The following is a 25,248-nucleotide window of genomic DNA, read 5'->3' on the forward strand; positions in this document are numbered from 1 at the left end:
TCTTGAGGGATGATGACGGATGGACCGGGGTCGGGCGATGCTCACTACCGACCAACCTCTGCAACGAAGAACATGTTGAGCGCCGTCGCGAAAGGCGTTGCAAACGACCCAGATCGGAAGGGACCGGGACCTGCGCGCAGTCCAGGACGCCGTGGCCACCAAGGAACACTGCGACCTCGTGCGATCGATCCCCGGAACCATGTGGATGCCCGAATCCAATGCAGGAGAAGAGATATGAACGCGGTCCCAGCTCACAGTCGACCGGAGAAGACGGAACCGACCACCTCGGTTGTGATCGTCGGCAGCGGGTTCGCCGCTTTCGAGTGCGCGCGCCGACTGGCCCGGCGGTTCGACAGGGCGCGCGCTTCGGATGTGCGGGTGACCATTGTTTCACCGGTTGATTACATGCAGTACACGCCATTGCTGGCCGATGTGGCCGGTGGACTGGTCGACCCGCGGTTTGTCTGTGTTCCGCTGGCCGGAACACTCAAGGGCGTTCGGGCGGTGCGTGGCCGGGTCGACAGCGTTGACTTTGATCGGCATACGCTCTCGTTCAACGATCCGGAGGGCGGGGTAGGGACGCTATCGTGGGATCGACTCGTCTTGACGCCGGGCTCGGTGACCCGGCTGTTCGATACGCCCGGTTTGGCTACCCACGCGCACGGGCTGAAGTCGACGGCCGAGGCGCTATATCTGCGTGATCATGTGATCGAGCAGTTGGAACTGGCTCACGTCGATGAAAACGAGGCACGCGCGGCAGCCCGGCGCACGATTGTCGTTGTCGGCGCGTCGTATTCCGGTTCCGAATTGGCGGCGCAGCTGCGCGCGCTCGCCGACGCGGCGGCAAAGCAGATGGGCTTCGATCGGGCTTCGGTGCGGTTTGTGCTGCTGGACTTGGCCGACCACGTCATGCCCGAGCTGGGGCAGAAGCTCGGCGATGCGGCGATGCGCGTGTTGCGCGCTCGCGGAATCGATGTCCGACTCGGCACGACCGTCAGGGAAGTTCACGCCGATCACGTGGTGCTCAGCGATGGTTCGCGCATCGACACCCACACGGTGGCGTGGGTGGCTGGCGTGACCCCGTCACCGCTGATCGCCACGCTGGGCTTGGAAACCGAGCGGGGCCGGCTAAAGGTGCGGACCGATTTGCAGGTACCGGGTCACCCCGAAGTGTTTGCCGCGGGCGACGCCGCCGCCGTTCCGGACCTGACCAAGCCGGGCACGATCGCCCCGCCCACCGCCCAGCACGCCACCCGACAAGGTAAGACGTTGGCCCGCAACGTCGCCGCGAGCCTCGGCTACGGCAAGCGCAAAGACTACCGCCACAGCGACCAGGGTTTGGTCGTCGACTTGGGTCCCCGCTACGCCGTCGCCAACCCGCTGGGCGTGCACCTATCCGGCTATCCGGCAAAGCTTGTCGCCCGCGCCTATCACCTGTACGCGCTGCCACGGCTCGTCAACCGCTGGGCGGTCGCACTCGCATATCTCACCGACGTCTTCTTCCCCCGCGCCGTGTTGTCAATGGGATTCGTGTGCGGTGCAAACGCCGAATTCGCGGCCAGCGAACTCTTCCGGCTACCGGAGGCGGCAGGCGCACAATGACAGTCAACGACACCATTGTTGTGCTGGCGGCCGCCGCACCGTCTGATCGTCACCACGACGCGGAGCACCAATGAGCATCGTCAACAAAGGCTTTCGCGGACGCGGCGCTCAGTCGGCCTTCGAGCTGCCTCCTGGCCAGCATTTGACCGCGGACTTCCCTGTCCTGCAGGCAGGACCGACTCCACGGATCGATCTCGATCAGTGGCGGTTCACCGTCCGCGACCCGCGTGGCGACGAACGCGTATGGACCTGGGCCCAGCTGAGGGCGTTGCCCAGCGAGCGGCTCACCGTGGACATCCACTGCGTCACCAAATGGTCCAAGCTCAATACCCAGTGGGAGGGCGTTTCTCTGGACACACTGCTCGAATCGACCGGCACCGCTGCCCAATTCGCACTGGTCGGTTCCTACGGCGGCTACACCACGAACCTTCCGTTGAGCGACCTTCGCGGTGGTAAGGCTTGGATCGTTTACGCGTACCAGGGCGAGCCGCTCAGCGCGATGCACGGCGGCCCAGCACGGCTGCTCGTGCCGCACCTGTATTTCTGGAAGTCCGCCAAGTGGGTGAGATCGATAGAACTGCGCGACAGCGATGCACCGGGATTCTGGGAGCGGTTGGGCTATCACAACCACGGCGATCCGTGGCAAGAACAACGGTACGCGGGGGATTGAGGACGGCCGTGTACACCCGGATGACACCGAAGTTGCGCTGGCGGGTCGCGCGTGTGGTGGACTCTGAACCCGAGACCGACTCTGCGCAAACGATCGGGCTGACCGTGCCGGGCTGGAGCGGCCACTTAGCCGGCCAGCACATTGATCTCAGGTTGACCGCTGAGGACGGGTACAGCGCGCAGCGCAGCTACTCACTGAGCAGACCCGTCGACGGTGAGCGCATCGAGCTCACCGTGCAGCGAATCACCGACGGGGAGGTCTCGCCCTACCTCGTCGGGATTCCCGCTGGGGAAGAGATCGAACTTCGCGGACCCATCGGCGGCTGGTTCGTTTGGCGGCCGAACGAAAAGGCGAGGGTTCTGCTCGTCGGCGGCGGATCGGGAATCGTGCCGTTGATGGCAATGCTACGACAGCGAAAGATAGTGGGCAGCACATACTTTCGGCTGGTTTATTCGGTGCGCAGTCCCGCCGATGTGTACTACGCCCACGAACTGGGCCGGCTCGAGCGCGAATGCGGGTGGCTGCAGGTCGCGCTGGTCTACACCCGCACGGCCGCACCGGAGACCGGTCGGCCGCCCGGCCGGGTCACCCCCGGCGACCTCGCACGGACCGGGTGGACCCCCGATCATGACACCCGCGTCTACGTTTGCGGTCCGACGGGATTCGTGGAATCGGTGACCACGAAGCTGATCGAGCAGGGGCATCCGCCGTCAGCCATTCGGACCGAACGGTTCGGGCCGAGCAGCTGATCTAGGAACGAGGAATGATGACCGGACCAACGCACCTCGACGGTAATGCGGCCGCCGGCGCCTTTGCAGAGGTGCTGGGACTTGATGTCACCACCGCGACGCCGTCCCGCGGGACATCTTGTCGCGCAATGGCATTCGCCGAGAGTCACGTCTACCACCGCAGGCGCGGCATCGTGGCACGCTGCCCGGTCGGCGAAGACGTCCTGGCCCAGCTGGTGCAAACGTCCACCGATGTGTGGCTCGACTCCCGCGGCGCCCAATCATGGCGTGTCCCGATCCCGGCCCGCTGATGGAATCCCTCGACGCGCTCGCCGGGCGCGTGCGCACCGCCGACATCGTGGACGCCATGGGGCGCCGTCACCAACATCGGTGTCATCTACTCGACTTGGTTAGCCCCACACCCGGACGCCGGCTTTTCGGCCCTGCCGTGACCATCTCCTACTTCCCGGCATGCCGGGAAGCTCTCCCCCCGGAGCGCTACAACTTCAAGAAACTGTTCTACGACGCCATCGAAGGCGGCTCCGACGGGCGCGTGCTGGTGCTGGCCAGCAACGGCCACACCGATGCGTCACTGGGCGGTGGGGCAAAGCTGTCGCGTGTCCGAAACCACCGGCTCGCCGGCATTCTCGCGGATGGGCGGCTGCGCGACTTCGCCGAGCTCGAACTCTACGATCTCGCCGTCTATTGCCGAGGCGAAACAACGCGGTGGGGCGGCGACGTCGTCACGCCCTACGAGGCGAACCGTCCGGTCGTGGTCGCGGGGGTGGCGGTCCGTCCCGGCGATTACGTCTTCGCCGATGCCTCCGGCGCCGCGGTCGTACCCGCCGGCGACGTGCGCGCCGTACTTTGCGCCGCCAACCACGTCGCAGTGGAGGACGCGGCGGCCATTGTCGCCATCAGAGGCGAAACCCCAACCACACCGGGAGGCAATGAGAACTGACGGGCCAACCGCTAGCGCACCCAGTTTTGGCGCACTGGCCGACCGCGCTTCGCGCACAACACATCTAACACGAAATGAGAGGAAACGCTCGCATGACCAAGACCGAATTCTTCGACACCCCCGGATACGGTGAGATCGCCCGTACCCGCAACTCCTACAGGCAAGCCCTACGCATCGGCGACCGCATCGAAATCTCCGGCCAAGGCGGTTGGGACGCGGACTTCACCTTGTCGCCCACATCTTTGCAGGACGAGATCGTCAAGGCGTGCGACAACGTCGAAAAGACTCTCGCCGAAGCGGGCGCTAGCTGGCGCGACGTCGTGAACGTCCACTCCTACCACGTTCCCACGGACGATGATTCCATTGGTGGTGAACACATGTCGGTGATGGTGGATGAGTTCCGCAAGCGATTCGGCGAAAGTCTGCCGCTGTGGACCGCGCTGGGCGTCGAGGCGCTCGCACTGCCCAACCAGCGCGTCGAGATCGAAGTCGTCGCCATCGTCGAGACCGGCGGCAAGTAGATCCGGTGAGTGAAGCGTCGTCCCGAGGCACCGAGGCGCCTCGTGACGACGCGAAGTGGACACCGACATTGCTATCCTGCCGTGCACGTCGTCGGCGAATGAGCCGATTGCCAATGGTTTTGGACGTCTCCACATTGGTTACCTGACCCCAGTACAGCCGACACGCCGACGGCAAAGGCGGCAAGAATCGATGGCTCACTCCTGAAACGGAGGCACCCGTGGATCGAATACTTCATGTCCTGATCGGTAACCCGACCGGGGCCGTCGATGCCGCCGTCAAAACCTCGGCGCTGTTCCTCACGGCCGCAGTCCTGTTTCGCTTCATGGAGCGCCGCACCCTCGCCGAATTCGCTCCATTCGACTGGATCGCTGCGGTCGCCGCCGGAGCCATCGTCGGTCGGGCTGCTACCGCCAGCGACACCTCGTGGCTCAACGCAAGTACGGCGCTCATCTGCCTTCTCGCGGCCCACGCGGTACTAGCGAGATTGCGCTTCATTCCGGGGATTCGGCGTTTCATCGATCCACCGCTGAAGGTGCTGATCCGCAACGGACACGTCGACCGACGCAACCTGCGTCGGTGCGGACTAACCAGTGCCGATCTCGAAGCCGTGCTGCGACAGCACGGACACGAAACCTCCGATCGGATTCACCTCGCGGTCTTCGAAGCCAAAGGCGCGATTTCCGTTCTGGTAATGGATGGGAGCGGGTGATCGGCATGGTCCTTGAGCTCGGTTCGATGGCTGCCGACGTTCGGGATAGTCGAAGTCCGGTCGGCGGTCAGCGTTACAAGCAAGTCGTCGGCCCGCATACCCGACAAACCTCAGGCATGTCCGCCCTTTCGAATTGCGTCGAGTCGGAAGGCCCCGATCAGGTGCTGTCTGGATCCGCCGGCGCAGCGGGCCGCGACACGGGTCGCAGCAATCCCTGATACTGTCCGGCCACCAGGTCTTGGTATTCGGGATGGCGCAGAATGTAGTCACCCGTGATCTTGCACCGCGGAATGACCGTGTGTCCGGCCTGCCGGATCAGCGTGAGCACACCACTGATCATCGCCGAGGAAACGCCCCGCTCACGCCATTGCGTATCGACTTCGGTGGCCATCAACACGATATGGCCGCGGTAGCGCCGGTAGGGCTGCCGACCGATCACCTGGCCGCCTACCGTGGCTTCGAACCGGCACTCTTGAGCGTTGTCGGTGATGATCGTCCGCAGCCCATCGTGGGCACTGCGTTCGATACTGCCCATGGGCCTTGGTGATTCACTCACTATCAAGTGTCCCTTCCATGTCGTAACAGCCGGCCGCCATGTCGCGGCAAAGACGGAACCTACGCAACCTCATCAGCGGGGGCGTGAGTCGATCTTGGCGAGCGTCGCCTGTCTGCGAGTTGCGTCTATCGCGTCCGCCAGCAGCCACAGCGCCAAGCCGAGGAGCGCAATGTCCTTCATCAAGAACTCCCCGTCGGCGGACAACACGGGAAAGCCACCAGCCGACGCCTCGCCGGTGCCGGGTGTCGTGATCATGAAGCTCAGTGTGGTCAGGAAGAATAGGGAGGCGAAGATGCCGCCCACCACGGAAACCTTCGGGAACCACGGCTTGACGGCCAGCAGTGCGGCAGTAATCAATTCTACTGATCCGTTCAATCGACCAAAGGCGTCGATGGACATGATGTGGTAAACCCAACTCAAAAGGGGGCTATTGGCCACCCAGTGCGAAATACCGTGGGATTCATAGGAAGTGAACTTCATGGCGCCGAACCAGGCCAGGACTATGACTAGACCGTACCGTGCGAGCAGAGGCGCGATGCCGGTCGTTAGAGACTTCCCTGGGCCATCAGTCGTCATGGCGGTGGCCTCTTTCTGTGACATGCGGTCTCCTTTTTGTGCATGTGTGTCCTTTCACCGCATCGGCTGCCGAACTCGCACTGCCTTCGATGGCGGCACGGTTGGTCGAGACGGTGATTCAGGCGGTTCGCGATCGCGGACTACTATCTCCGCGCAGGGGGTGAGTTGTCCTCATCCGCGCGCGCAATTCACCTGGGTGAGCTTGCACCTGATCGCGGACTTCCCTGTTTCTACCGGCAGAACTGCGTGGAGCGCAGGCACGTCCAAACACTGACAATATCTGCCGGCAGGCGGATTACAGCAGGCCGAGTTCTCGCGCCCGGCTGACCGCCGCGCTGCGGTGCTCGACGCCGAGTTTGCGGTATACGGCGCGCTGGTGGGTCTTCACAGTATTGAGCGAAACGTATAGCCGCGCACCGATTTCACGTCGCGACAACCTGGTGGGAAGTAAGCGAAGAACCTCAAGCTCCTTGGGAGTCAGCTCCTCGACGACCGCGACGTCGTTGCGCGAAGTCACCGTGACGCCCGTGCCCCGCTCGGCCGAACCGAACAGCGTCGAGTCGATGCCGGCGTCCGCGCACCCGCGCACCAGGGTGCCGACTTCTTCGAGGATGGCCTCTGCGGTGTCGTGGTCGCCGAGGTGCTCAGCGATCTCCGCCCTGACCAACAGCGTCTTGGCGACCTCGAGAATTGCCCCGCCTTGGCGGGCCGACCTGGCGGCTGTGTCGGCGGCGGCCGCTGCCGCGACCGAATTTCCTTGTATACGAAGGAGTTTGGCCGCAGCAAGGGACACCATCGTGTCCACGAGGTGTTCAGCATCCGCCAGGTCCCGGGAGCTGCCGGAGGCGCGGCGGATGTCACGTTCGGCGGCTGCGGGCTGGCCATGTTCGGCCGAAATCAGCGCCAGATGACCCAACGCGTAGATGCGGGCGCGACGATCGCCCGCCTTTTCTGCGAGTTCCGCGGCCCGCCGGAAAGCGGCTTGTGCCTCGTGGGTGTTGCCCGAGAAGTACAGCGCGGACCCATAAATGCAGTAGGCGCTTGCTCGGCCAGGCGGCGCTTCCCCGAGATCGAGGGTGATCGCCCGGCGACCCTCCTCGAGCGCCGTGGCAACCTTTGCCGTCTTGAACGAGTGAACCGCGCGCAACACGACAACCTGAGCGCTGATGGCATCATCATCGGGCGGGGATCCGGTCTCGACTGCCTCGATCCACTCGGCGGCGTCATCGAGTTGACCCAGGCTTAGGGCGATCCAGGCGCGGGCCACGCTCAGCCGCGGATCCTGTAAAACGGCCTTTTCGGGAAGCAAATCCAGCAAGCCGGAGACCGTCGACACGCCGCCCCCGTTGAATTCGTCGACCCAGTCCGCGGCGATCAAATCGGCACTGCGCGCGATGTCACCGCCGGCGACCAAGTGGCGGACTGCCTCATCGATCAGTCCCTCGGTCTCGAACCAGGCCGCGGCTCGTCGGTGCAGATCCGCGACGAGATCGGGCTCGCTGCGCCGCAGCTCGGTGCGCAGCAGTTCCCGGAACAGCTGGTGATAGCGATACCAATGCCGCGATGTATCCAGGGGCACCACAAACAGGTTTTCGCGTTCGATCTTCTGCAAAACCGAGGCCGAGCCGGACGTTTGCAAGATCGCGTCGCACAGCTCACCGCTGAGTCGTCCCAAAACCGAGGTACGTAGCAAGAAACTCCGCAGCGGCGGTGGCTGGCCGTCGAGCACCTCGGCCATCAGGTAGTCGACGATATGACGGTTATCGCCCGCGAAGGTTCTGATGAACGCCGAGGCATCGGCACGCCCGGCGAGCGAAAGGGCGGCGAGATAGAGGCCGGCAGCCCACCCTTCGGTGCGTCGGTGCAGAAGCTGAACATCCGCATCAGGCAAGTCCAGCCCGAGGACATCGTTCAGCAGCTGGTCCGACTCAACAGCCCCGAAACGTAAATCGTCGGTTCGGACCTCGACGAGCTCGCCGCTGGCCCTTAGCCGAGCCAACGGCAATATCGGATCCGATCGGGTGGACAACACCAGGTGAAGAGTTTCGGGAATACGGCTGATGAAGAATGCAAGCTGCTCATGGACCGCTCGACTTACCACCAGGTTGTAGTCATCGAGGATGAGCACCATCGGGCTGGCGATCGTGTCCAGATCGTTCAACAGGGTAGGCAGCACGACCTGCACCGGATCGGCGCCCATCGCAAGGAGTTCGACCGCGCGAGCCCCCACCCCGGGACTGATCTTCTGCAGCGCGGCTAACACATACATCCAGAACCACACCGGGTCGTTGTCGGAGGAATCAAGCGAAAGCCAACCGAATCGCTGGTCCTCGCTTGCACCCAGGGCCCACTGCGCCAGTAGCGTCGTCTTGCCCCATCCCGCCGGCGCACTCAATAGGGTCAGCTTGCGCAGGCGTCCCGCCGACAGTGCGTCTAGCAGGGCGGCCCGCTGAACGAGCTGGGCCCCGACGGCCGGGACATGCAGCTTGGTGGCGAGCAAAACTGCTCGCGCAGCGCCTTCTCCGCCGCCGCTACCGGTGCGTCCATCTGAGCCGGTCATGTCCGAACTCCAGGAATTCGTTGAACCCAGCGGCTGAGCGAAAACATTCGGCATCGCGCCCTGGGTCGCCGCCGCTGGCTTCTCGGCATCCCAGTTGTTCTCTGCGGAGTCGGGCGGGCTCGTTCTGCGCTGCGATCGGGCAGGACTCCCAATTGCCTTGGGTGAACTGGTGATCGCCGACCCCATTGAATCAGACGCGTTCTCTGCCACTATCTCCGGCGCACGCTGGCGGTGGCCGTTTGGGCTTGCCGATTCGCATCCCGCCAACGGCTCAATGTTTGTTTCGTGAGCCGCGCTCACGCCGTGCCCGCTCACCGTATTTCTCCCCTTTTTGCATCGGTGTATTGGCTCCGGCGACCCATGACACCGCCCAGGGCGGCGAGTAAGCGTCGCAGCATGAGGGCAAAAAGCGTCTGCAGATCGCGCCCCACCCAGTACCGGACATCGGTGGTCCCAGACTGCCGCAACCCGAATGGAGTCTCGTGGACAGCGCGTTTGGGCCTGTCCCATCCCAACTCGGCAGCAACCGACCGCGATGTCATGCTGCTACCTGGACTTTGACCGACAGATAGTCGGCTATGCCGTATGTTGCAGGCCAGTCACCGTCGCGCACGGCTCGGCTGAGTTCTTCTGCCAATGGACTGCAGGCGCCCAACTCGGCCAGCCATGAGGCCACCGTCGGCGCGATGCGATCTGCTTGGACGCGTACGGTACGGCCATGTAGGCGATCGGTCAGCTGATAGACAGTCATTCCCCCATGCCTTTCGCTGGTCACGTTTGGTTGTTGCGCCGCATCGGGTGCTTTTGCCGGGATGGGCGGCGTCGGATCTCCTTACAGCCGAGCCGCCTTCGTGATCGACGGCGTGTGCCGTCGCTGCCTCCCCGTCACTCTTCCGATCCGGTCCGGTGTATTAGCTGTCGAGATCCATGACACCGCCGCGGGCGGCAAGTGAGCGTCTCAACATGAGGTGAGTGAGCGTCTCAAACTGAGACACGTTTCCTCCCTTGGCCTCGACGTCGGCGTAGTAGACGATTCGTCGGCCCGTCTCGAGCAAGGATTTCGTTAATGAGCAAAGGATGCGACAGGGTGTTCCGCGTTCGCATCGGCCGATGCCTAGTCGGTGCACCTAGCACATTGACTAGTCATTGGTCGCCGTCCGCCAGACTGGCTGGTCAATGGCGGCGCGCCCGTGCCCACGTGTATCCCTAGGCAGGTCAAGGAAGCTGGCTGCGTGAGGTGATGCCGAGTTTGGTGAAGACTTTGCTCAGGTGATATTGGACCGTTTTGGCACTGATGAAAAGGCGCGCGCCGATTTCGGGGTTGGTCAGTCCCGCTGCGGCGAGCCGCGCGACCTGTTCTTCTTGCGGGGTGAGTTGGGCGCTGGTGGTGGGTGTGCGTGATCGAGCGGTTTCGCCGGTGGCCAGCAGCTCGCGGCGGGCACGTTCGGCGAAGGCGGCCATGCCCATGGTGTCGAACATGTCGTGGGCGGTGCGTAGTTGTACTCGTGCGTCGGTGCGGCGGCGCTGTCGTCGCAGCCATTCGCCGTAGAGCAGGTGGGTGCGGGCCAGTTCGACGCGCAGGCGGGTGCGGGCAAGGCGCTCAATCGCCTCGCAATACAGCGGTTCGGCGTCGGCGGCGAGTAGCGCGCGGGAGCGTGCCTCGATGCCCAGCGCCCAATCGGTGCCACTGGTGCGGGTCATTTCGCAGAGCCGCGCGAGGGCGCCAGCCGCGATGTCCGGCGCACCGTTGCGCGCGGCAGCCTCAACCAGCTCGACCGTTCCCCAAGCCGATACGCCGATGTCAGTAGGGTGTTCGGCGGCGCGTTGCGCGGCGGTCATCGCTTTGTCGTAGTTGGCGAGGCCGTTGTTGAGGACCGCCTCCGCCCACTCGGCAATGGTCAGCCCGACCCCTTCGCCGCGCCGTATGACGTCTTTCGTGATGGCGCCGATCAACATCGATGCCTCGCCTTCGCGGCCGCGAAACGCGGCGAGGCCCAACACGGCGCGGGGAGCGACGACGGTGTCGCCAGTCACCTCGGTGATCGTTTCAGTTTCGTGAATCAGCGATTCGGCAGCGCTCAATTCGCCGACAAACAGCAGCATCACCGCACGCGAAATCAACGCGAACGGCAGCTCAGTCAGCGCTCCGGCGGCGCGGGCCAGGTCGATGTGATGCGCCGAGACGATATCCCAGCTCTCGTCATCCCAGACGTGCAATGCGGCGATACCAGCCAGCCAAAGCCAACGCAGCTCGTCGTCGGCAGACTTTTTTCGGCGGGCAGCCTTGACCGCACGGCGCAAAGGCGGCACACCCGCCGCATATCCGCCGGTGAAGTATGCGCCAAAACCATCGAGAAGCAGGTCGGCCAGGCGCGGGGTTGCCGGCTGCGGAGCCGCTTCAGCCGCGCGCGCGATTTCGAGAACGCCGCCACCTACTGCCAACCGGGCGGCGAACATCGCCGCGCCCAGAGCCTCCAGGTAAGTCGCGCGGCAGAGCGCGTCATCGATGGGCTCAAGCCGTTGGGCGGCCTTGAGCAGCAGTGGTGGTGCATCGCTGCCCCGGTTGGTGACGAAGGCCAACTGTGCGCGGATCAGGTCGGCGTGGGCGTGCTGCAAATCGCTGAGCGGCCCGGCGTCGGCCACGGCGAGAAGATGCACCGCCGCGTCGAAGGCACCCGCTCGCACCTTTGCCGACGCTGCGGCCAACGCCCGCGCACTCCGTTGAGCAGGTTCCAGCGTCAGCATGGTCGCGCGTTCGAGGAAAGCGGCCGCCGCTGCGAATCCTCCGCGTGCCTGGGCGCGGTCGGCCGAGCGCTCGAGTTCTTCGGCGACGTCCTCGTCCGGTCCGGCGGTCGCCTCGGCCCGATGCCAGGCGCGGCGGTCGGGTTCGCTATCCGGATCTGTCACATCGGCCAAGGCGCGGTGCACCGTCCGTTTGTCTTGAACGGGCGCAGACTGGTATATGGCCGAACGCACCAGCGGATGTCGGAATCGCACTCGGGTACCGAAGTCGACCAACCCATCCTCGGTAGCGGGTGCGGCGGCGTCGGTGCCAATGTCAAGCTGGCCGGCCGCTCGCCACAATAGGATCGGGTCGCCGGTCGGCTCGGCGGCCGCGATCAGCAGCAGTCGTCTGGTCTCCTCGGGCAAAGCGGCCGTGCGGCGCTGAAAGCTCTCTTCGATGCGACTGGAAAGCCTTAGCGCACTGGGCATCCCGAATCCGCCGGCCAGCTCGTTATCTGCGAGTCCGCGAGGCAGCTCCATGAGTGCAAGCGGATTGCCGCGCGTCTCTGCGACCAGCTGATCACGGACCCGCTCATCCAACGGCGCGGCCCACGCTCGGTCCAGCAGCGCCCGGGCATCGCCGTCGCGTAGTCCGCCGACTTCCAGACTCGGCAACTTGGCCAGTTCTGGCTTGATGACGCGTGTCGCCATGATCAAAGCCACCGGTTCGACGGCCAGTCGTCGGGCCAGAAATCCGAGTATCTGCGCTGAGGCGTTATCGAGCCACTGCAGGTCGTCGATCAAGCAGACCAAAGGCCGGTCCTCAGCGGCATCGGAAAACAGGCTCAGCACGGCGAGCCCGATCACCAGCCGGTCGGGAGCGGGGCCCGCGCTCATCCCGAATGCGATGCTCAGTGCATCCCGCTGCGGTGCCGGGATGTGGTCGAGGCGATGCAGCAGCGGCGCGCACAGCTGGTGCAGCGCAGCATAGGCGAGTTCCATCTCGGATTCGACGCCGGCGGCGCGGACCACTCGGCAGCCCCCGGCCTGCTGTGCCACATAGTCCGTCAACGCCGACTTGCCGACGCCCGGATCACCGTGGAGGACCAGTACCCGGCTTTGGCCCGACCCGACGTCGTGCAGCACTGAGTCGAGCAGGGTGCGCTCGGCGAATCGGTCGATCAGCTCCATTTCACCCAAATAGTCGCACTAGTCGCCGCCGCTGACGAATGCGCGCTCTTCGCTGAGCCGGGCCGCGCCAAAGCCCGCGACGTGCGTCTGCGCTGCGGCGACGCTAGCGAAATGCCGTCTGCAGCTGGCTGCGTCAGCTGACGCCAAGCTTGGTAAAAACTTTGCTCAGGTGATACTGGCCAATCAGGTCCATGGCACGCAGATGGTCGCATCTTTCTCCGCAACGGAGTTGTGGAAGATCCCCAGATGCCGCTGCCTGCGTACCCGTCATGTCGTCCGGTCCGGTGATTAACTGACGTGACACATGACACCGCCGCGGACGTATACTGAACACCTCATTCTGAGCAGGCTTGCGCGTTTCAACCAAAGGACGCCGGTATTCGGGGGCGGGCTGCACCGCGCGGTCGGAGCGAGGTGCATGCGTCGATGAGTTTGCGGGCCGACGTCGAAACCGACGTTCGGCGGGTGCGGGAACGGTTTCTGTGCGAGGGGTCCTTGGCGGCGGATGCCTTGCCCTCCGGCGTGCTGGACTCCTGGCGTCGGTCCCAGGCGATGCGGGTTCACCCCGACCGGCTCGATTCGCCCTTTGTTCGGCAGCCGGATACCGGCTCGCGACTAGTTCACGCCGCAGAGCCTGTGCTACGGGGGATCACGCAGGACGTGACCACCGAGGCAATGTCGGTCATCCTCACCTCGGCCGACGGCGTAGTGATCGAACGCTCAGCTTCCGAAGGGGCCTTCATGGAGGCACTGGATTCGGTGAGCCTTGCCCCCGGCTACAGCTACGCCGAGGAATTCGCCGGTACGAACGGGATCGGCACGGCGCTCGAGATCGGGCGCCCCGTGTTCATTCGTGGAGGCGAGCATTTCGTTGGGCCGCTGGCCGAGCTTGCCTGCGCTGGTGCGCCAATCCGTGACCCGATAACCCAGAAGATCGTCGGAATCGTTGATCTCACCTGCTGGGCCAGCCGCTCGAATCCGGTCTTGTTGCCGTTGGTCAAGAGCTTGGGCAGCCAGATCGAGGACCGGCTGCAAGAGTCGGCCCACGCGAGTGAGATCGCTCTTCTGCGGGCGTATCGCGACCAGGCGCGACGGTTCCCGCTCGGTGTGCTGGCGATCGGTGGCGACGTGTTGCTGATGAACCGGTTCCTGCGCCAGACACTCGACATCAATGACCAAATCGCTCTGCTCGAACACGCCTCGGATCTGCTTCACACCACGGCCACGCGACAGCCGCTGGCGGTGCTGCCGAGTGGAACTACGGCCAACATCTCTGTCGTCGACCATGCGGAGGTCCGTGGCAGGACAAACGTCGTTTTCCATGTGCACCTGCCGACCGAAGCGACGGCTTCCCGTGTCGGGATTCGCCAATCGGTCGCGTCGCACGTTCCTGGCCTCGTTGGGCGCAGCAGCGCATGGCGACGCAGCTGTGAGCAGGTCGAGCGATGTTGTCGAGACCGAGATTGGGTACTGCTCGAGGGCGAGAGGGGATCGGGACGAGCCAAGTTGGCTCAAGCCGTCGCACAGTACGTCCATCCGACAAAGACGGTGCGGGTAATCCGGGCTGAAACAATATCGACGCCAGCGCTTTTCGTCGCCGAGATCGTGACGCAAACCGATGGCGACGACTTTGCCGCGGTGATTTCCGACGTGGATTGCATCGACGAGGGAACGCTGGCAGCGGTCGTTCCGGTGCTGCAATCGCGTGCGAGTCGCGGATGGATCGCAGCGACGATGAGTTCGTCGGCGCCTTCACCGAAGGTTGAGCTGCTGCTGCCACTGTTTACCCACACCGTGGCCGTGCCCGCGCTGCGACACCGGATTGAGGACATCGAAGTACTGGTGCCGTTCCTGTTGCGCGAGCTGACCTCCGGCGCTGATGTGCGCCTTGGAGCCGATGCGATGCGTCAACTCAGTAAGCTTCCCTGGCCGGGCAACGTGGCACAGTTGCGGCGGGTTGTCGCGGAAACCGTTGCGCGACAACGTTCAGGCGTTATCGGTGCCGACAAGCTGCCGCCGGAGTGTCGATCGCTTGCGAAGCGCAAGCTCACCCAGCTGGAGGCGCTTTGAGCGAGACGCCATCGTCCGCAGCTTGGAGGACAACGCCAACAACAAGCTGCAGGCGGCGATAGCCTTGGGGATGTCGCGGGCGACGATCTATCGCAAGATGCGGGATTACGGAATCGCCTGATCTGCCAAGCGGTTTGGTGACGGGCGCCCAGAGTCTTGACTACGCTATGGCATAGCACCGCTATGTTTATATGTCCAAAAGCATTGGCTGACGATCATTCTCGCGAACCGTCGCGCAAGTCTCTGAGGCAGCGCGATGAACCGCTGACCGCTTCCGATTCGCAGCATGCCCGCCGTCTCGACAAATCGGGCGCCACGTGTGAACTCGGCCCACCGCGGGTGCCATTGCGGGCAGCCCATCTGCAGGCACCTCTTTGTCGAAAGGGCAATCGCTTTCAAGGTAGCGCGTGAACATTTGCGGCTTCGTTTCCTAGCGGCCCCGGTTTCCGGGCGTTTCTTCCTCTGATCGCCGTTGCCGAAACAATAAATGGAGTCCTCCCTCGCTGGTCGTGCGCCAAATCGCCCGGGTGAATCAGTTCGCCGGGTGATGACCGCTCATCCCACATCGCTTGATGCTCGCTTAACAGATGTCGAGCGGACGGGTGGAGCCGGCCATGTTTTTCAAATCTGCGTTCGGGTCCCCACAAGCGAGCAACGGGTCGCGATGCCGGTGGCTGCGTTGATCACCGCGGAACGCCATCGCAACAAATTGGAGATACCAGATGAAGCGTCGACGATTTCAACGCGCGCCTGCCGAATACGGCTCAGCCCCCGCGCGAACAGCGCGGCTGCCGCATCGATTGCGTGACGCGGCCGCCTTTCTACGGCATTGGGCGCATTGGAAAGGAGATGCCGCGATGGACGCCATCCCGGCGATCGAGGATCAACTTCATGCGCTACAGCCCATCTGTAGCGCCCAGCGGGTGCCGAGCGGCAGTACATGCGGTGCGCCGGCGGTGGCCATCGCCGAGATCCACGCCGTCGACGGATGCGACCAGATGGGGCTAAGCCCAGATGGCGACCTCGTCGAGACGCTCTGTCAAGACTGTCTGGCTACCGTGCAATGGGCGATGGCGACCTATGTGGGCGACAAACGGGCTGTGGCGTCCAGATGGGGCACCCGCCCGGTCTGCACCACCTGCGGGCGCCCCACTGGATACCTGCGCAGCGTTTTCGCTGTGCGGCCGATCGGGCCCGAGGGGCCGAAATCATGACCCGAATACGGGTTACCTCGCTATTCGCGGCCGTGGTGTCCGGAGATTACGCGGCCCTCATGTTGATCAACGGTCAGCCAGTCGAATTCGGTATCGCCGCCGCCGTTTGTGCGGGATCCGTGGTCGCGGCCGGGGCGATGGCCTACGCGGGCAGGCGAAGCCGGAGAGCTTTGGCCCGGGGACGAGCCGCCGTCTGGGAGCGCCGTGACCTGCAGAGCGCCCGCCTCTGCGAGGCATGCGGGCCGTCCCTCAACTAACGGAGGGCACGATGAGCCCGGTCCGGAAGTATTGACATGAGCGCACCCGCCACGGCGTGGGGTTCACCGCGCCCCGGTCTAAGAGCAGCCGGGGCACGAAAAGCTCGCCGGCACTCATACCGCGCGGGCGCCGTCGTCGACGTCGTCCAGGACGGTCCGAGCATGGCCGGTCGCATCGCCTGGCTGAGCGCCCGCCTGATGATCCGGCCCACCTTGAGTGTGGGCAGCTACCTGCCCTCGGCGCCGTGGCCCTGGGGCGTCGTCGAGATCGCCGCCCGCGCCGTCACGCCGCCACCGGGCACGGTGCGCGCCGGCATCGCGCTGGCGCATTGCACCGCGCAGCTAATCCGCGCCGCCGGAGTGCTACCGGCCGACGGCACCCGCCGGGTCGTGCTGTATCTGCATGGCGGGGCCTTCCTCACCTGCGGCGCCTACTCGCATGGCCGGCTGGTGAGCACGCTGTCCAGGTTCGCCGACAGCCCTGTGCTGGTACCCAATTACCGTAAGATTCCGCAACATTCGATCAGCGACGCGATCGACGACTGCTACGACGGCTACCGATGGTTGCGCCGAAAAGGTTATCAACCCGACCAGATCGTGCTGGCCGGCGATTCCGCCGGCGGCTACCTGGCGCTGGCGCTGGCCCAACGCCTGCTCGAGTGCGATGAGCAACCGGCGGCGCTGGTGGCCATGTCACCGCTGCTGCAACTGGCCACACAACCCAAGACGACCCACCCCAACATCGGCTCGGATGCGATGTTTGCGCCCAGAGCCTTCGACGCCTTCCACGGCTTGATCACCCGCGCCGCAGCACACCGCGACGCCACTGGGCATCCCGATGCGCTCTACGAGCCACTCGATCACATCGAACCCGGCCTTCCACCCACGTTGATCCATGTGTCCGGTAGTGAGGTACTGCTCCACGACGCACAGCTGGCGGCCCAACGACTGGCCACCGCAGGCGTGCCAGTCGAAGTGCAGGTGTGGCCGGGCCAAATCCATGTGTTCCAATTCGCCGCGCCGCTGATCCCCGAAGCCATCCGCTCGCTGCGCCAGATTGGCCGCTACATCCGCGAAGCAACCGGATAGCCAAGAAACCTAAGGTTTTCGAAGCTGGATTTCTTGGCGTTGCCAGGTAAATCCCTGCTGCCTGCCGATCCGCCCAGTGATGCGTTGTACTCACCCGGGTGAATTAGCTCGCCGGGTGATGACGACTCATCTCGCGACGATAAATGCTGGTTCAGCAGTTCGCGAGCGGAGGACAAATGCAGCCGACGACGTACCGGATGTGCATTCAAGGCCGCTTGACCGACCGGCTCGGATGCGCATTTGAAGGGATGCGCCTCGAGGCTGGCGCGAATGAAACCGTGTTCACCGGTGAAATCCGCGACCAGTCACAGCTTTATGGACTTCTCGACCTGGTCCGCGAGCTAGGCCTCGAGCTCGTCAGCGTACAACCGCAGCCCGCGGCCGACCCGACGACAACAACTCACATCAGAAAGGACCTGTAATGCGAGCCATCACTGTTTCAGATCATGACGCCGGCGTCGCCGGCTTCTCGCTGACGGAGCTTCCTTACCCGCAAGCGGCCGACAACGACGTCATCGTGCGGGTACACGCCGCGGGTTTCACCCGCGGAGAGCTTGACTGGCCGCACACCTGGATCGACCACGCGGGTCGTGACCGGACGCCGAGCGTCCCCGGCCACGAACTGTCCGGGGTCGTGGCCGAATTGGGTTACGGCACCACGAGTTTGACCGTGGGGCAGCGGGTGTTCGGGCTCGCCGACTGGGCTCGCAATGGCTCACTGGCGGAGTACACCGCTGTGGACGCCCGCAATCTTGCACCGCTGCCGATCGATGTTGACCACACGGTGGCCGCGGCGCTACCGATCTCCGGATTGACCGCCTGGCAGGCCCTGTTCGACCACGGCCGCCTCGCCGCCGGACAGACAGTCCTGATCCACGGCGTCGCGGGCGGGGTCGGGTCGATCGCGGTGCAGCTGGCTCGTGAGGTCGGTGCGCGCGTCATCGGCACCGGCCGGGCCGCGGATCGAGACCGCGCGCTGGAACTCGGCACCCACACGTTCCTCGACCTGGACACCGAAAAGCTGGAGGACGCAGGCGAAGTCGACCTGGTGTTCGATGTGATCGGCGGCGAGGTCCTCGATCGGTCGGCCGATCTGGTGCGGCCCGGCGGAACGCTCGTCACCATCGCCGAGCCACCGAAGCACCAGCCGCACGACGGGCGGGCACTTTTCTTCCTGGTCGAGCCCGATCGCGCTCGGCTCGCCGACCTCGTCGCGCGAGTACGCGATGGGCGCCTCAAGCCGGTGGTGGGCGCCGTGCTGCCACTCGCCGAAGCTGCCGCCGCATTCGCGCCCGGCAAGCGCATCCCTGGCAAGACGATCCTGCGCGTAGCCGAAGACTGAAACGATCCGTCGAACCTGCTGGCGCACAACATGACTCGACGGTAGGTCCGTGCGGTAATTCCGGATCGGTCTTTCACATCGGCTAGTCGTCGAACACCCCAAGGGAAGGCGGCCAAAAATGGCCTTAAAAATTCCATTCGCCGCACTGACAGTTGCGGTGATGCTCGCACCTGCGGCGCACGCCGAGCCAGCGCCAAAGAATTCGGATCAAAACCCAGGTGTCCGCGAGGTTTTCAATCAACCTACCAATCTTCCGGGCAAATCACTTGAAGCAGTGACCGTCAGCTATGCGCCCGGAGCTAAGAGCGGAGCTCACCACCACGCGAAATCAGCTTTCATCATGGCATACGTGATCTCCGGAGCAATCCGAAGCCAAGTCGACGCTGAGCCGGAACGGGTCTATCACGCCGGCGAGACGTGGAGTGAAGCCCCCGGCGCGCACCACACGATCAGTGAGAATGCCAGCGCCACCGAGCCCGCTGAATTACTCGCCGTCTTCCTGCTCGATACCGGAGACGGGCCGCTTACCACGGACGACAACCCAAGAAAATGATCTGCCGAAAGCCGGTGCGGCCACTGACAATCCGACGCGAGCCGGCTCGCTGTGACGGGTGATCCGCACTCAATCGCAGCTGGACGTACCGACCATCGGAAATGAGAGTAGACGTGACCGGCAAAGAGTTCGACGTGGTCGTCGTAGGCGGCGGGGTGGGCGGTGTGGCCGCCGTGCGAAAGCTTGCGTCCGCAGGCTTTTCGGTAGCGCTCGTTGAGGATCGTCTGGTCGGCGGCGAGTGCCATTACTTCGCCTGCAACCCGAGCAAGACACTGATTCGCCCGATCGAGGTGTTCAATCTTGCGAAGGCGGTCCCTGGTGTGCGAGAAGCCAGTTCGGGCGAACGACCGGATGTCGCGGCCGTCTTCGCGAAACGTGACGCCATCGTAGAACACCTCTCGGACGAAGACCGAACAGCATCACTGCGGCAAGCCGGTGTAGCAGTGTTTCATGGGTTCGGCCGGTTGAGCGGCGAACGAAGAGTACGGGTGGCCTATGCCCCGGGAGATACCACCGAGGCCGTCTTGACTGCACGACACGCGGTCGTTGTGGCGACCGGCACTCGTCCTAACGTGCCGGCGATACCTGGGTTGGCGCAAGCACGCCCGTGGACCAATCGGGACTTAACGACGATGACACACGTGCCACCTCGCGCGCTGGTGGTGGGTGGCGGCCCGGTCGGTGTCGAGTTCGCGACCATCCTGAGCGGTTTGGGATCCGCGGTAACACTTCTGGTGCGTGGGAACGCCCTGCTTCCTAACTTCGAACCCGAAGCGCGCGAGCTAGTCGCGCGGTCACTGCGAAGCAAGGGCGTCACGATTCACTTTGAGACGGAGCTGTCGGCGGTAGCCCGTCCCGTGCCGGGCGGGCCCGTTACCGCGACTTTCCACCGCCAGGCCATCGAGGTAGACGAGATCGTCCTGGCCGCCGGCCGTCGCACGAATACCGACAACATCGGACTGGAAACCGTTGGGCTGCCAGGCGGGATCGTTTCTGTGAACGATCATCTCCAGTCGGTCGGCCTCACGGGCGGTTGGCTTTACGCCCTGGGAGATACCACCGGACGCGCGCGGCTGTCTCATATCTCCACGTACCACGGCCGTCTCGTGGCGGAGATCATCGCGGCCCGGGCCGCGGGACGGGAACTGTGCGACAACGAGCTGGCTGCCCGTGATGCCGGTAGTCTTGCGCAGGTTATCTTCACCGAGCCCCAAGTGGCCCGGGCGGGACGCACGGAAAGTCAGGCTCGCGCAGAAGGTTTCGCGGTAAGAACGCGAACTGCTCGTTATCCCGACGCGGTGTCACATCTCGCGCTTTACCGGGATGGCTTCGATGGATGGGCGAAATTGGTCATTAACGCCGAGACCAACACACTGCTGGGAGCGACCTTTGTCGGGCCGGAGTTCTCCGAACTGGTTCAAGCCGCCACCCTGGCTATCGTCGCGAAAATCCCAGTGAGTCTGCTACGCCATGCTGTCGCTCCACAACCAACGGTCAATCAGGTCTGGGATCCGCTTCTCGCGGAAGAATCCGAACTCGCCCCCCTTATGAAAAACGGGGCACAGAACGTACAAGAGAACGCTCAGGCGAATCGCGTTGTCTATCAATCTCGTTAGGCCTCGACCTTGGAGAGGAACCACAATGACCTACGACTGGCCGGTCGTCTCGCTGTGACCATGCTCGTAGCGGGTGTGCGCACGCTCGGCGGCAAAGTGGAGACGCTTGACGTGGACGATCCGCGCCCGTTGGCGGCCGACGAGGTGCTCATCGAGGTTCGTAACGCTGGGATTGGCAACTGGGACAATATCATTCGCGCCGGCGGGTGGGACGTTGGCACGAGGCCGCCGATGGCGCTCGGCGTCGAGGCTGCCGGGGTCATCAAGGCGGTTGGCGACCGGCTGAGCGGATTCAGTGTGGGCGATGCGGTGCTGTGCCACCCTGTGCCGCTGCGCGACCAAGGCACGTGGGCACCGCAACTGATCGCACCCGCGGGATCGCTTGCCCACAAACCGCCCGCGATTCCGTGGGAGACCGCAGCGATCTTTCCGGTGCCGGCGTTGACCGCCGAGCAGGTGGTCGGCGAGGCGTTGGCGCTTCGTGGTGGAGAAACGTTGCTCGTTCACGGCGCGGGCGGAATCACCGGCGGGCTCATAGTCCAGCTGGCCGCCATGCGCGGACTCGATGTGCTCGCCACCGCCAGCCCGCGCAGCAGAAACCGGGTCCGCGGGTATGGCGCCCGCGAGGTGATCGACTACCGCGATCCAGTTTGGCCACAACTCGCAAGGGCGTTAGCGAAGGACTCCATCCAGGCCGTCGCCAACGCGGCACCCGGGGGTGCTGCCGCGGCGATGACTGCGCTTGCCGACGGCGGCCGGCTGGCCACCATCACGCCCGATCCACCCGCACCCACTCGCGGTATCAGCGTAACCGCGGTCTACGTCCGTTCCGACGGCGCTCAACTCAACCGCCTGACCGCGCTACTGGACTGCCATCGATTGCGCATGCCAACCCCGCGCAGCTGCAACCTGGATCAGGCCGTCCACGCCCTCACGGACGTCGTCGCAGGACACGAGTCCAACGGAGTAGCCATCACCCCCAGGAGCCTCGCGATGACCGCGTCACCGCTGGCATCGACGCGGCCCCGATTCCATCGAGAGAGGTCGTTGCATGAGAAGTGATCGCCCAACCGCCGCGTCCGCGGGCACCCTGGAGCTCGGTGGCCGCCTCACCGTCAACCGACTGGGCTTTGGAACGATGCGACTAACCGGGCCCGGCAACTGGGGGCCGCCCCGCGACCCTGCTCAGGCGCTAGCGGTCCTGCGCCGCGCGGTCGAGCGGGGCGTCACATTCATTGACACCGCAGACTCCTACGGGCCGTTCATCGCCGAGGAGTTGATTCGCACCGCCCTGCATCCCTACCCCTCCGACCTCGTCGTGGCCACCAAGGCCGGATTCCTGCGGACCCGCCCTGATCCGACGAACACACCGTCGCCGGAATCCTGGACTCCGCTGGGCAAACCGGAGTATCTGCGCCAACAGGTCGAGATGAGCCTGCGCAGGCTCGACACCGACTGCATCCAGCTGTTCCAGCTGCACCGCATCGATCCCGACTATCCCCTGGAAGACCAGGTCGGCGAGCTCGCCGACCTGAAGGCCGAAGGCAAGATCGGGCTGATCGGTCTGTCCGAGGTCACCGTGGATCAGCTCGAGGCGGCGCTGAACATCACCCCGATCGCCTCCGTGCAGAACATGTACAACCTCACCGCACGCGACGCCGAGCCTCTGGTGAACGCCTGCACCCAGTACGGTATTGCGTTTATCCCGTGGTTTCCGCTGGCTGCCGGCCCGCTGGCTGCTAGCGACGGTCCGTTGCGCAAGATCGCTGCCGCACACCGTGCCAGCCCATCGCAGTTGGCACTGGCCTGGCTGCTGGCGCGCTCACCGATGATGCTGCCGATCCCGGGCACGTCCTCGGTGGAGCATCTCGACGAAAACATCGCTGCCGCGGCGGTGGCCCTTACCGATGACGACCTCCAAGCACTCAGCGCCCTCTAGTTCCGCCACCGCCTAACAACATGAAGGAGTCTTGAGATGACTACCAGTACTCGCATCTTTACCGGAGTGGGCGCTCACATCGCTCCGGGATACGCCGACGCTATCGGCGTATCCGGCAGTGGCACACAGATTTTCGTCTCTGGAACACCCGGGCTGCGCGCAGACGGCTCCACGCCTGAGGACTTCACCGACGAAGCCCGACAGTGCTGGGGCAACGTCGAAAACGCGCTCGCCAAGGCCGGTGCCAAGCTCACCGACATTGTGTACATGCGCCAATGGCTCACCAGCCGCGACAATGTGGCCGCCTACCTGGCGGTGAGCAAAGAGATCATCCACCACGAACCCGCCGCGATGCTGTCCATCATCGACGGACTGGTGTGGCCCAACCTGCGCGTGGAAGTAGAAGTTATCGCAATCCTGCCGACCTAAGCGGTCGGAGCGCGCCAATCAGCCTACGAGAAAGGACGACCGAGGCCACGACCATCCCCACCGCCTACTGCACCGGCACGACATTCCGCCGCGCCAGACGGATTCCGCTCGACTGCGTGTTGCATTTCGACCGGTGGTGACCGGGTCCGCCAAGCCGAGGTGGTGCCGATCACCCCAAGCGCGACCGAAATTTCAAGGAGGACCATCATGAACGGCGATTACGGCGAATCGCGGCCCGGTAATACCCTGGGTCGCAGCGGATCCCGCGATTCCGATGACGGGCGCAATGACAACGGGCAGAAACCGATTACCAGCCGCGACATCGATGCGTTGGTGCAGCTGAAGCTGTTGCGAAAGGCGCTCTGAGACAACGCCGATGACCAACGCACGAAACGGGTCTGCCGCTCACCCACCGTCACACGCCCGAAGGGACCCGCAGTGACGCTGCGTGACGCGGCGCCGACCAGCCGCGCGATGGTGGTCGCGGTGATGGTGTCGATGGTCGCCTTCCTCGACTCCACGGTGATCAACCTGGCTTTGCCGGCCACGGAGCACGACCTCGGCGGCGGATTGGCGCTGCAGCAATGGATTGTCGACGGTTACCTGTTGGCGATGGCGGCCGCGATTCTGCCCGGCGGATCCATCTCGGACCAGTTCGGGCGCGTTCCGGTGATGCGGTTCGGGCTGTTGGCATTCGGGGTGGGCTCGGTTTTGGCGGCGGTCGCCACCTCGCCGGCAATGCTGATCGCCGCGCGCCTCACCCAGGGCCTTGGTGCGGCGTTCCTCGTCCCGGGCTCGCTGGCCCTGATCAACACGGTGTTCGACAAGGCGCGCCAATCCGCGGCGATCGGCGTCTGGACCGGGTGGACGGGAACCGCCTTCGCCTTGGGCCCCCTGTTGGGCGGTATGTGCGTCGATTTACTTGGCTGGCGTTGGATTTTCGTGTTGTCAGCGATCCCCATGGCGGTCGGGTATGCGCTCACCTTTTGGCTGTGCCCGATGTCGGGGCGGATCGAAGGCGCCCGCGTCGATGCCGCCGGGGCGGGCCTGTCGGCGGTAGGGCTCGCCGCGACCGTATATGGGTTGATCGAATCGCAACGCCATGGCTGGACCGACCCAATGGTCATCGGGCCATCGGTGATCGGGATCGCCGCTCTGGCCGGCTTCGTGGCCTGGCAGCGCCGGAGCTCGTCGCCCATGCTTCCGTTGCCGCTGTTCACCTTTCACAACTTCGCTGCCGCAAACCTCGTCACCGCGTTCGTCTACGGTGCGTTGACGCTGGGATCGCTGGCCATCGCCCTCTACACCCAAGAGGTCGGCGGATACTCAGCCACCGCGGCCGGACTGGCGACCCTGCCGATTCCCGTGGTGTCGTTCGTGTTCGCCCGGCATGTCGGCCGCGCCGCCGCGCGGATAGGGCCGCGTGCGTTCCTGATCGCGGGCCCCGCCTTGGCGGGGATCGGGCTGCTCCTGATCCGCCCGAAACCCAACGGATTCCACGCGATCACCGACCTGGTCCCCGGGATGACCGTGCTGGCGATCGGGCTGGCCGCCACCATCACACCGCTGACGTCGGTGACGTTGGCCTCGGTGCCGACCGAGCACAGCGGCCTGGCGTCGGCGATCAACAACGCCGTCTCGCGGCTCGCCGCGCTGGTGTCGATCGGATCCATCGGCCTGATCAGCGTTGGCGTACCGAGCGCCGCCGGCTTCGCCCACGTATTAGAGGTGTGCGCCGCGCTATTCGTCCTGGCCGCATTGTGCGCCGCGCTGTTGATAACCAATCCCCCTGCCGGGTGCCAACCTGTGCCCTGCGACATCGCGGCGTTGTGCCGCGACCGGCCCGGTGTGCAACCCGCCCTCGCCAGCAGCCCCTCGACCGCGACCGAACCGTCCCCTCCGGAGTAATCGTGCGCCCACACAACGATCGATCCGGCGGT

General features: G+C 64.6%; 25 protein-coding genes. 20 read left to right on the plus strand and 5 right to left on the minus strand.

Annotation, left to right across the window (positions count from 1 at the left end):
- Window positions 1-234: 234 nt before the first annotated feature.
- The 7 genes from BN973_RS09410 (at window position 235) to BN973_RS09440 (ending at window position 5,192) form a co-directional block, all read left to right on the plus strand.
- Window positions 235-1,602, plus strand: coding sequence for an NAD(P)/FAD-dependent oxidoreductase (locus BN973_RS09410; protein WP_051641186.1), 1,368 nt, complete (start codon window positions 235-237; stop codon window positions 1,600-1,602).
- A 70-nt stretch (window positions 1,603-1,672) separates the two neighbouring features.
- A complete protein-coding gene (locus tag BN973_RS09415; protein ID WP_036467624.1) occupies window positions 1,673-2,272 on the plus strand; it encodes a sulfite oxidase-like oxidoreductase in 600 nt (199 codons plus the stop codon).
- A 20-nt stretch (window positions 2,273-2,292) separates the two neighbouring features.
- On the plus strand, window positions 2,293-3,021 hold the full coding sequence (locus BN973_RS09420) for a ferredoxin reductase (protein ID WP_036467625.1): 729 nt from the start codon (window positions 2,293-2,295) through the stop codon (window positions 3,019-3,021).
- Window positions 3,022-3,038: 17 nt separating this feature from the next.
- The gene (locus BN973_RS09425; RefSeq protein ID WP_232232051.1) at window positions 3,039-3,311 is read left to right on the plus strand and encodes a DUF6510 family protein; all 273 of its coding nucleotides are present in this window, start codon (window positions 3,039-3,041) and stop codon (window positions 3,309-3,311) included.
- A complete protein-coding gene (locus BN973_RS09430) occupies window positions 3,311-3,961 on the plus strand; it encodes an RraA family protein (RefSeq protein WP_036472211.1) in 651 nt (216 codons plus the stop codon). Before BN973_RS09425 ends, BN973_RS09430 begins: the two co-directional genes overlap by 1 nt.
- Window positions 3,962-4,053: 92 nt before the next feature.
- Window positions 4,054-4,482 (plus strand): Rid family hydrolase, encoded by a 429-nt coding sequence (locus tag BN973_RS09435; RefSeq protein WP_036467628.1) that lies wholly within the window; start codon window positions 4,054-4,056, stop codon window positions 4,480-4,482.
- 218 nt (window positions 4,483-4,700) lie between these two features.
- Window positions 4,701-5,192, plus strand: a complete 492-nt coding sequence (locus BN973_RS09440) for a DUF421 domain-containing protein (RefSeq protein WP_036467629.1) — start codon at window positions 4,701-4,703, stop codon at window positions 5,190-5,192.
- A gap of 157 nt (window positions 5,193-5,349) precedes the next feature.
- Here BN973_RS09440 and BN973_RS09445 read toward each other — a convergent pair whose 3' ends face one another.
- The 5 genes from BN973_RS09445 to BN973_RS09460 all read right to left on the minus strand — a co-directional run bounded on the left by BN973_RS09445 (window position 5,350) and on the right by BN973_RS09460 (window position 12,799).
- Window positions 5,350-5,727 carry a GNAT family N-acetyltransferase gene (locus BN973_RS09445; protein ID WP_232078961.1) on the minus strand — a complete coding sequence of 126 codons (378 nt, stop codon included), beginning with the start codon at window positions 5,725-5,727 and terminating at the stop codon, window positions 5,350-5,352.
- Between the two features lie 93 nt (window positions 5,728-5,820).
- Complete coding sequence (locus tag BN973_RS09450; protein ID WP_036467633.1) at window positions 5,821-6,348, minus strand: YkgB family protein; 528 nt, start codon at window positions 6,346-6,348, stop codon at window positions 5,821-5,823.
- Window positions 6,349-6,619: 271 nt separating this feature from the next.
- Entirely contained in the window at window positions 6,620-8,884 is a 2,265-nt protein-coding gene (locus tag BN973_RS09455; protein WP_036467635.1) for a LuxR C-terminal-related transcriptional regulator, read from the minus strand.
- A 538-nt stretch (window positions 8,885-9,422) separates the two neighbouring features.
- A complete protein-coding gene (locus tag BN973_RS30415) occupies window positions 9,423-9,635 on the minus strand; it encodes a hypothetical protein (protein WP_084163347.1) in 213 nt (70 codons plus the stop codon).
- A gap of 464 nt (window positions 9,636-10,099) precedes the next feature.
- Entirely contained in the window at window positions 10,100-12,799 is a 2,700-nt protein-coding gene (locus BN973_RS09460; protein WP_036467638.1) for a helix-turn-helix transcriptional regulator, read from the minus strand.
- 426 nt (window positions 12,800-13,225) lie between these two features.
- On the opposite strand from BN973_RS09460, the gene BN973_RS09465 reads away from it, so the two are divergent.
- The 13 genes from BN973_RS09465 to BN973_RS09525 all read left to right on the plus strand — a co-directional run bounded on the left by BN973_RS09465 (window position 13,226) and on the right by BN973_RS09525 (window position 25,216).
- Complete coding sequence (locus BN973_RS09465; protein ID WP_269147640.1) at window positions 13,226-14,869, plus strand: sigma-54-dependent Fis family transcriptional regulator; 1,644 nt, start codon at window positions 13,226-13,228, stop codon at window positions 14,867-14,869.
- A gap of 22 nt (window positions 14,870-14,891) precedes the next feature.
- Complete coding sequence (locus BN973_RS32000; protein ID WP_269147641.1) at window positions 14,892-14,990, plus strand: helix-turn-helix domain-containing protein; 99 nt, start codon at window positions 14,892-14,894, stop codon at window positions 14,988-14,990.
- A 736-nt stretch (window positions 14,991-15,726) separates the two neighbouring features.
- A complete protein-coding gene (locus tag BN973_RS09470; protein WP_232078960.1) occupies window positions 15,727-16,083 on the plus strand; it encodes a phosphoenolpyruvate carboxylase in 357 nt (118 codons plus the stop codon).
- A 293-nt stretch (window positions 16,084-16,376) separates the two neighbouring features.
- Window positions 16,377-17,429, plus strand: coding sequence for an alpha/beta hydrolase (locus BN973_RS09480; RefSeq protein WP_036467645.1), 1,053 nt, complete (start codon window positions 16,377-16,379; stop codon window positions 17,427-17,429).
- Window positions 17,430-17,605: 176 nt separating this feature from the next.
- Window positions 17,606-17,851, plus strand: a complete 246-nt coding sequence (locus tag BN973_RS09485; RefSeq protein WP_232078959.1) for a hypothetical protein — start codon at window positions 17,606-17,608, stop codon at window positions 17,849-17,851.
- Complete coding sequence (locus BN973_RS09490; RefSeq protein ID WP_036467650.1) at window positions 17,851-18,771, plus strand: NADP-dependent oxidoreductase; 921 nt, start codon at window positions 17,851-17,853, stop codon at window positions 18,769-18,771. Before BN973_RS09485 ends, BN973_RS09490 begins: the two co-directional genes overlap by 1 nt.
- Window positions 18,772-18,889: 118 nt before the next feature.
- Window positions 18,890-19,324, plus strand: a complete 435-nt coding sequence (locus BN973_RS09495) for a cupin domain-containing protein (RefSeq protein ID WP_036467655.1) — start codon at window positions 18,890-18,892, stop codon at window positions 19,322-19,324.
- A 101-nt stretch (window positions 19,325-19,425) separates the two neighbouring features.
- On the plus strand, window positions 19,426-20,940 hold the full coding sequence (locus BN973_RS09500) for a dihydrolipoyl dehydrogenase family protein (RefSeq protein WP_036467665.1): 1,515 nt from the start codon (window positions 19,426-19,428) through the stop codon (window positions 20,938-20,940).
- Window positions 20,941-21,000: 60 nt separating this feature from the next.
- Window positions 21,001-22,002 (plus strand): NADP-dependent oxidoreductase, encoded by a 1,002-nt coding sequence (locus BN973_RS09505; protein WP_232232196.1) that lies wholly within the window; start codon window positions 21,001-21,003, stop codon window positions 22,000-22,002.
- The gene (locus tag BN973_RS09510; protein WP_036467668.1) at window positions 21,992-22,879 is read left to right on the plus strand and encodes an aldo/keto reductase; all 888 of its coding nucleotides are present in this window, start codon (window positions 21,992-21,994) and stop codon (window positions 22,877-22,879) included. Before BN973_RS09505 ends, BN973_RS09510 begins: the two co-directional genes overlap by 11 nt.
- A gap of 36 nt (window positions 22,880-22,915) precedes the next feature.
- Window positions 22,916-23,308, plus strand: coding sequence for a Rid family hydrolase (locus BN973_RS09515; protein ID WP_036467670.1), 393 nt, complete (start codon window positions 22,916-22,918; stop codon window positions 23,306-23,308).
- Window positions 23,309-23,515: 207 nt separating this feature from the next.
- A complete protein-coding gene (locus tag BN973_RS09520; protein WP_156959166.1) occupies window positions 23,516-23,674 on the plus strand; it encodes a hypothetical protein in 159 nt (52 codons plus the stop codon).
- Window positions 23,675-23,782: 108 nt separating this feature from the next.
- Window positions 23,783-25,216 carry an MFS transporter gene (locus BN973_RS09525; protein WP_051641559.1) on the plus strand — a complete coding sequence of 478 codons (1,434 nt, stop codon included), beginning with the start codon at window positions 23,783-23,785 and terminating at the stop codon, window positions 25,214-25,216.
- Window positions 25,217-25,248: the final 32 nt, after the last annotated feature.

The sequence above is a fragment of the Mycobacterium triplex genome, from assembly GCF_000689255.1.
GTDB lineage: Bacteria > Actinomycetota > Actinomycetes > Mycobacteriales > Mycobacteriaceae > Mycobacterium > Mycobacterium triplex.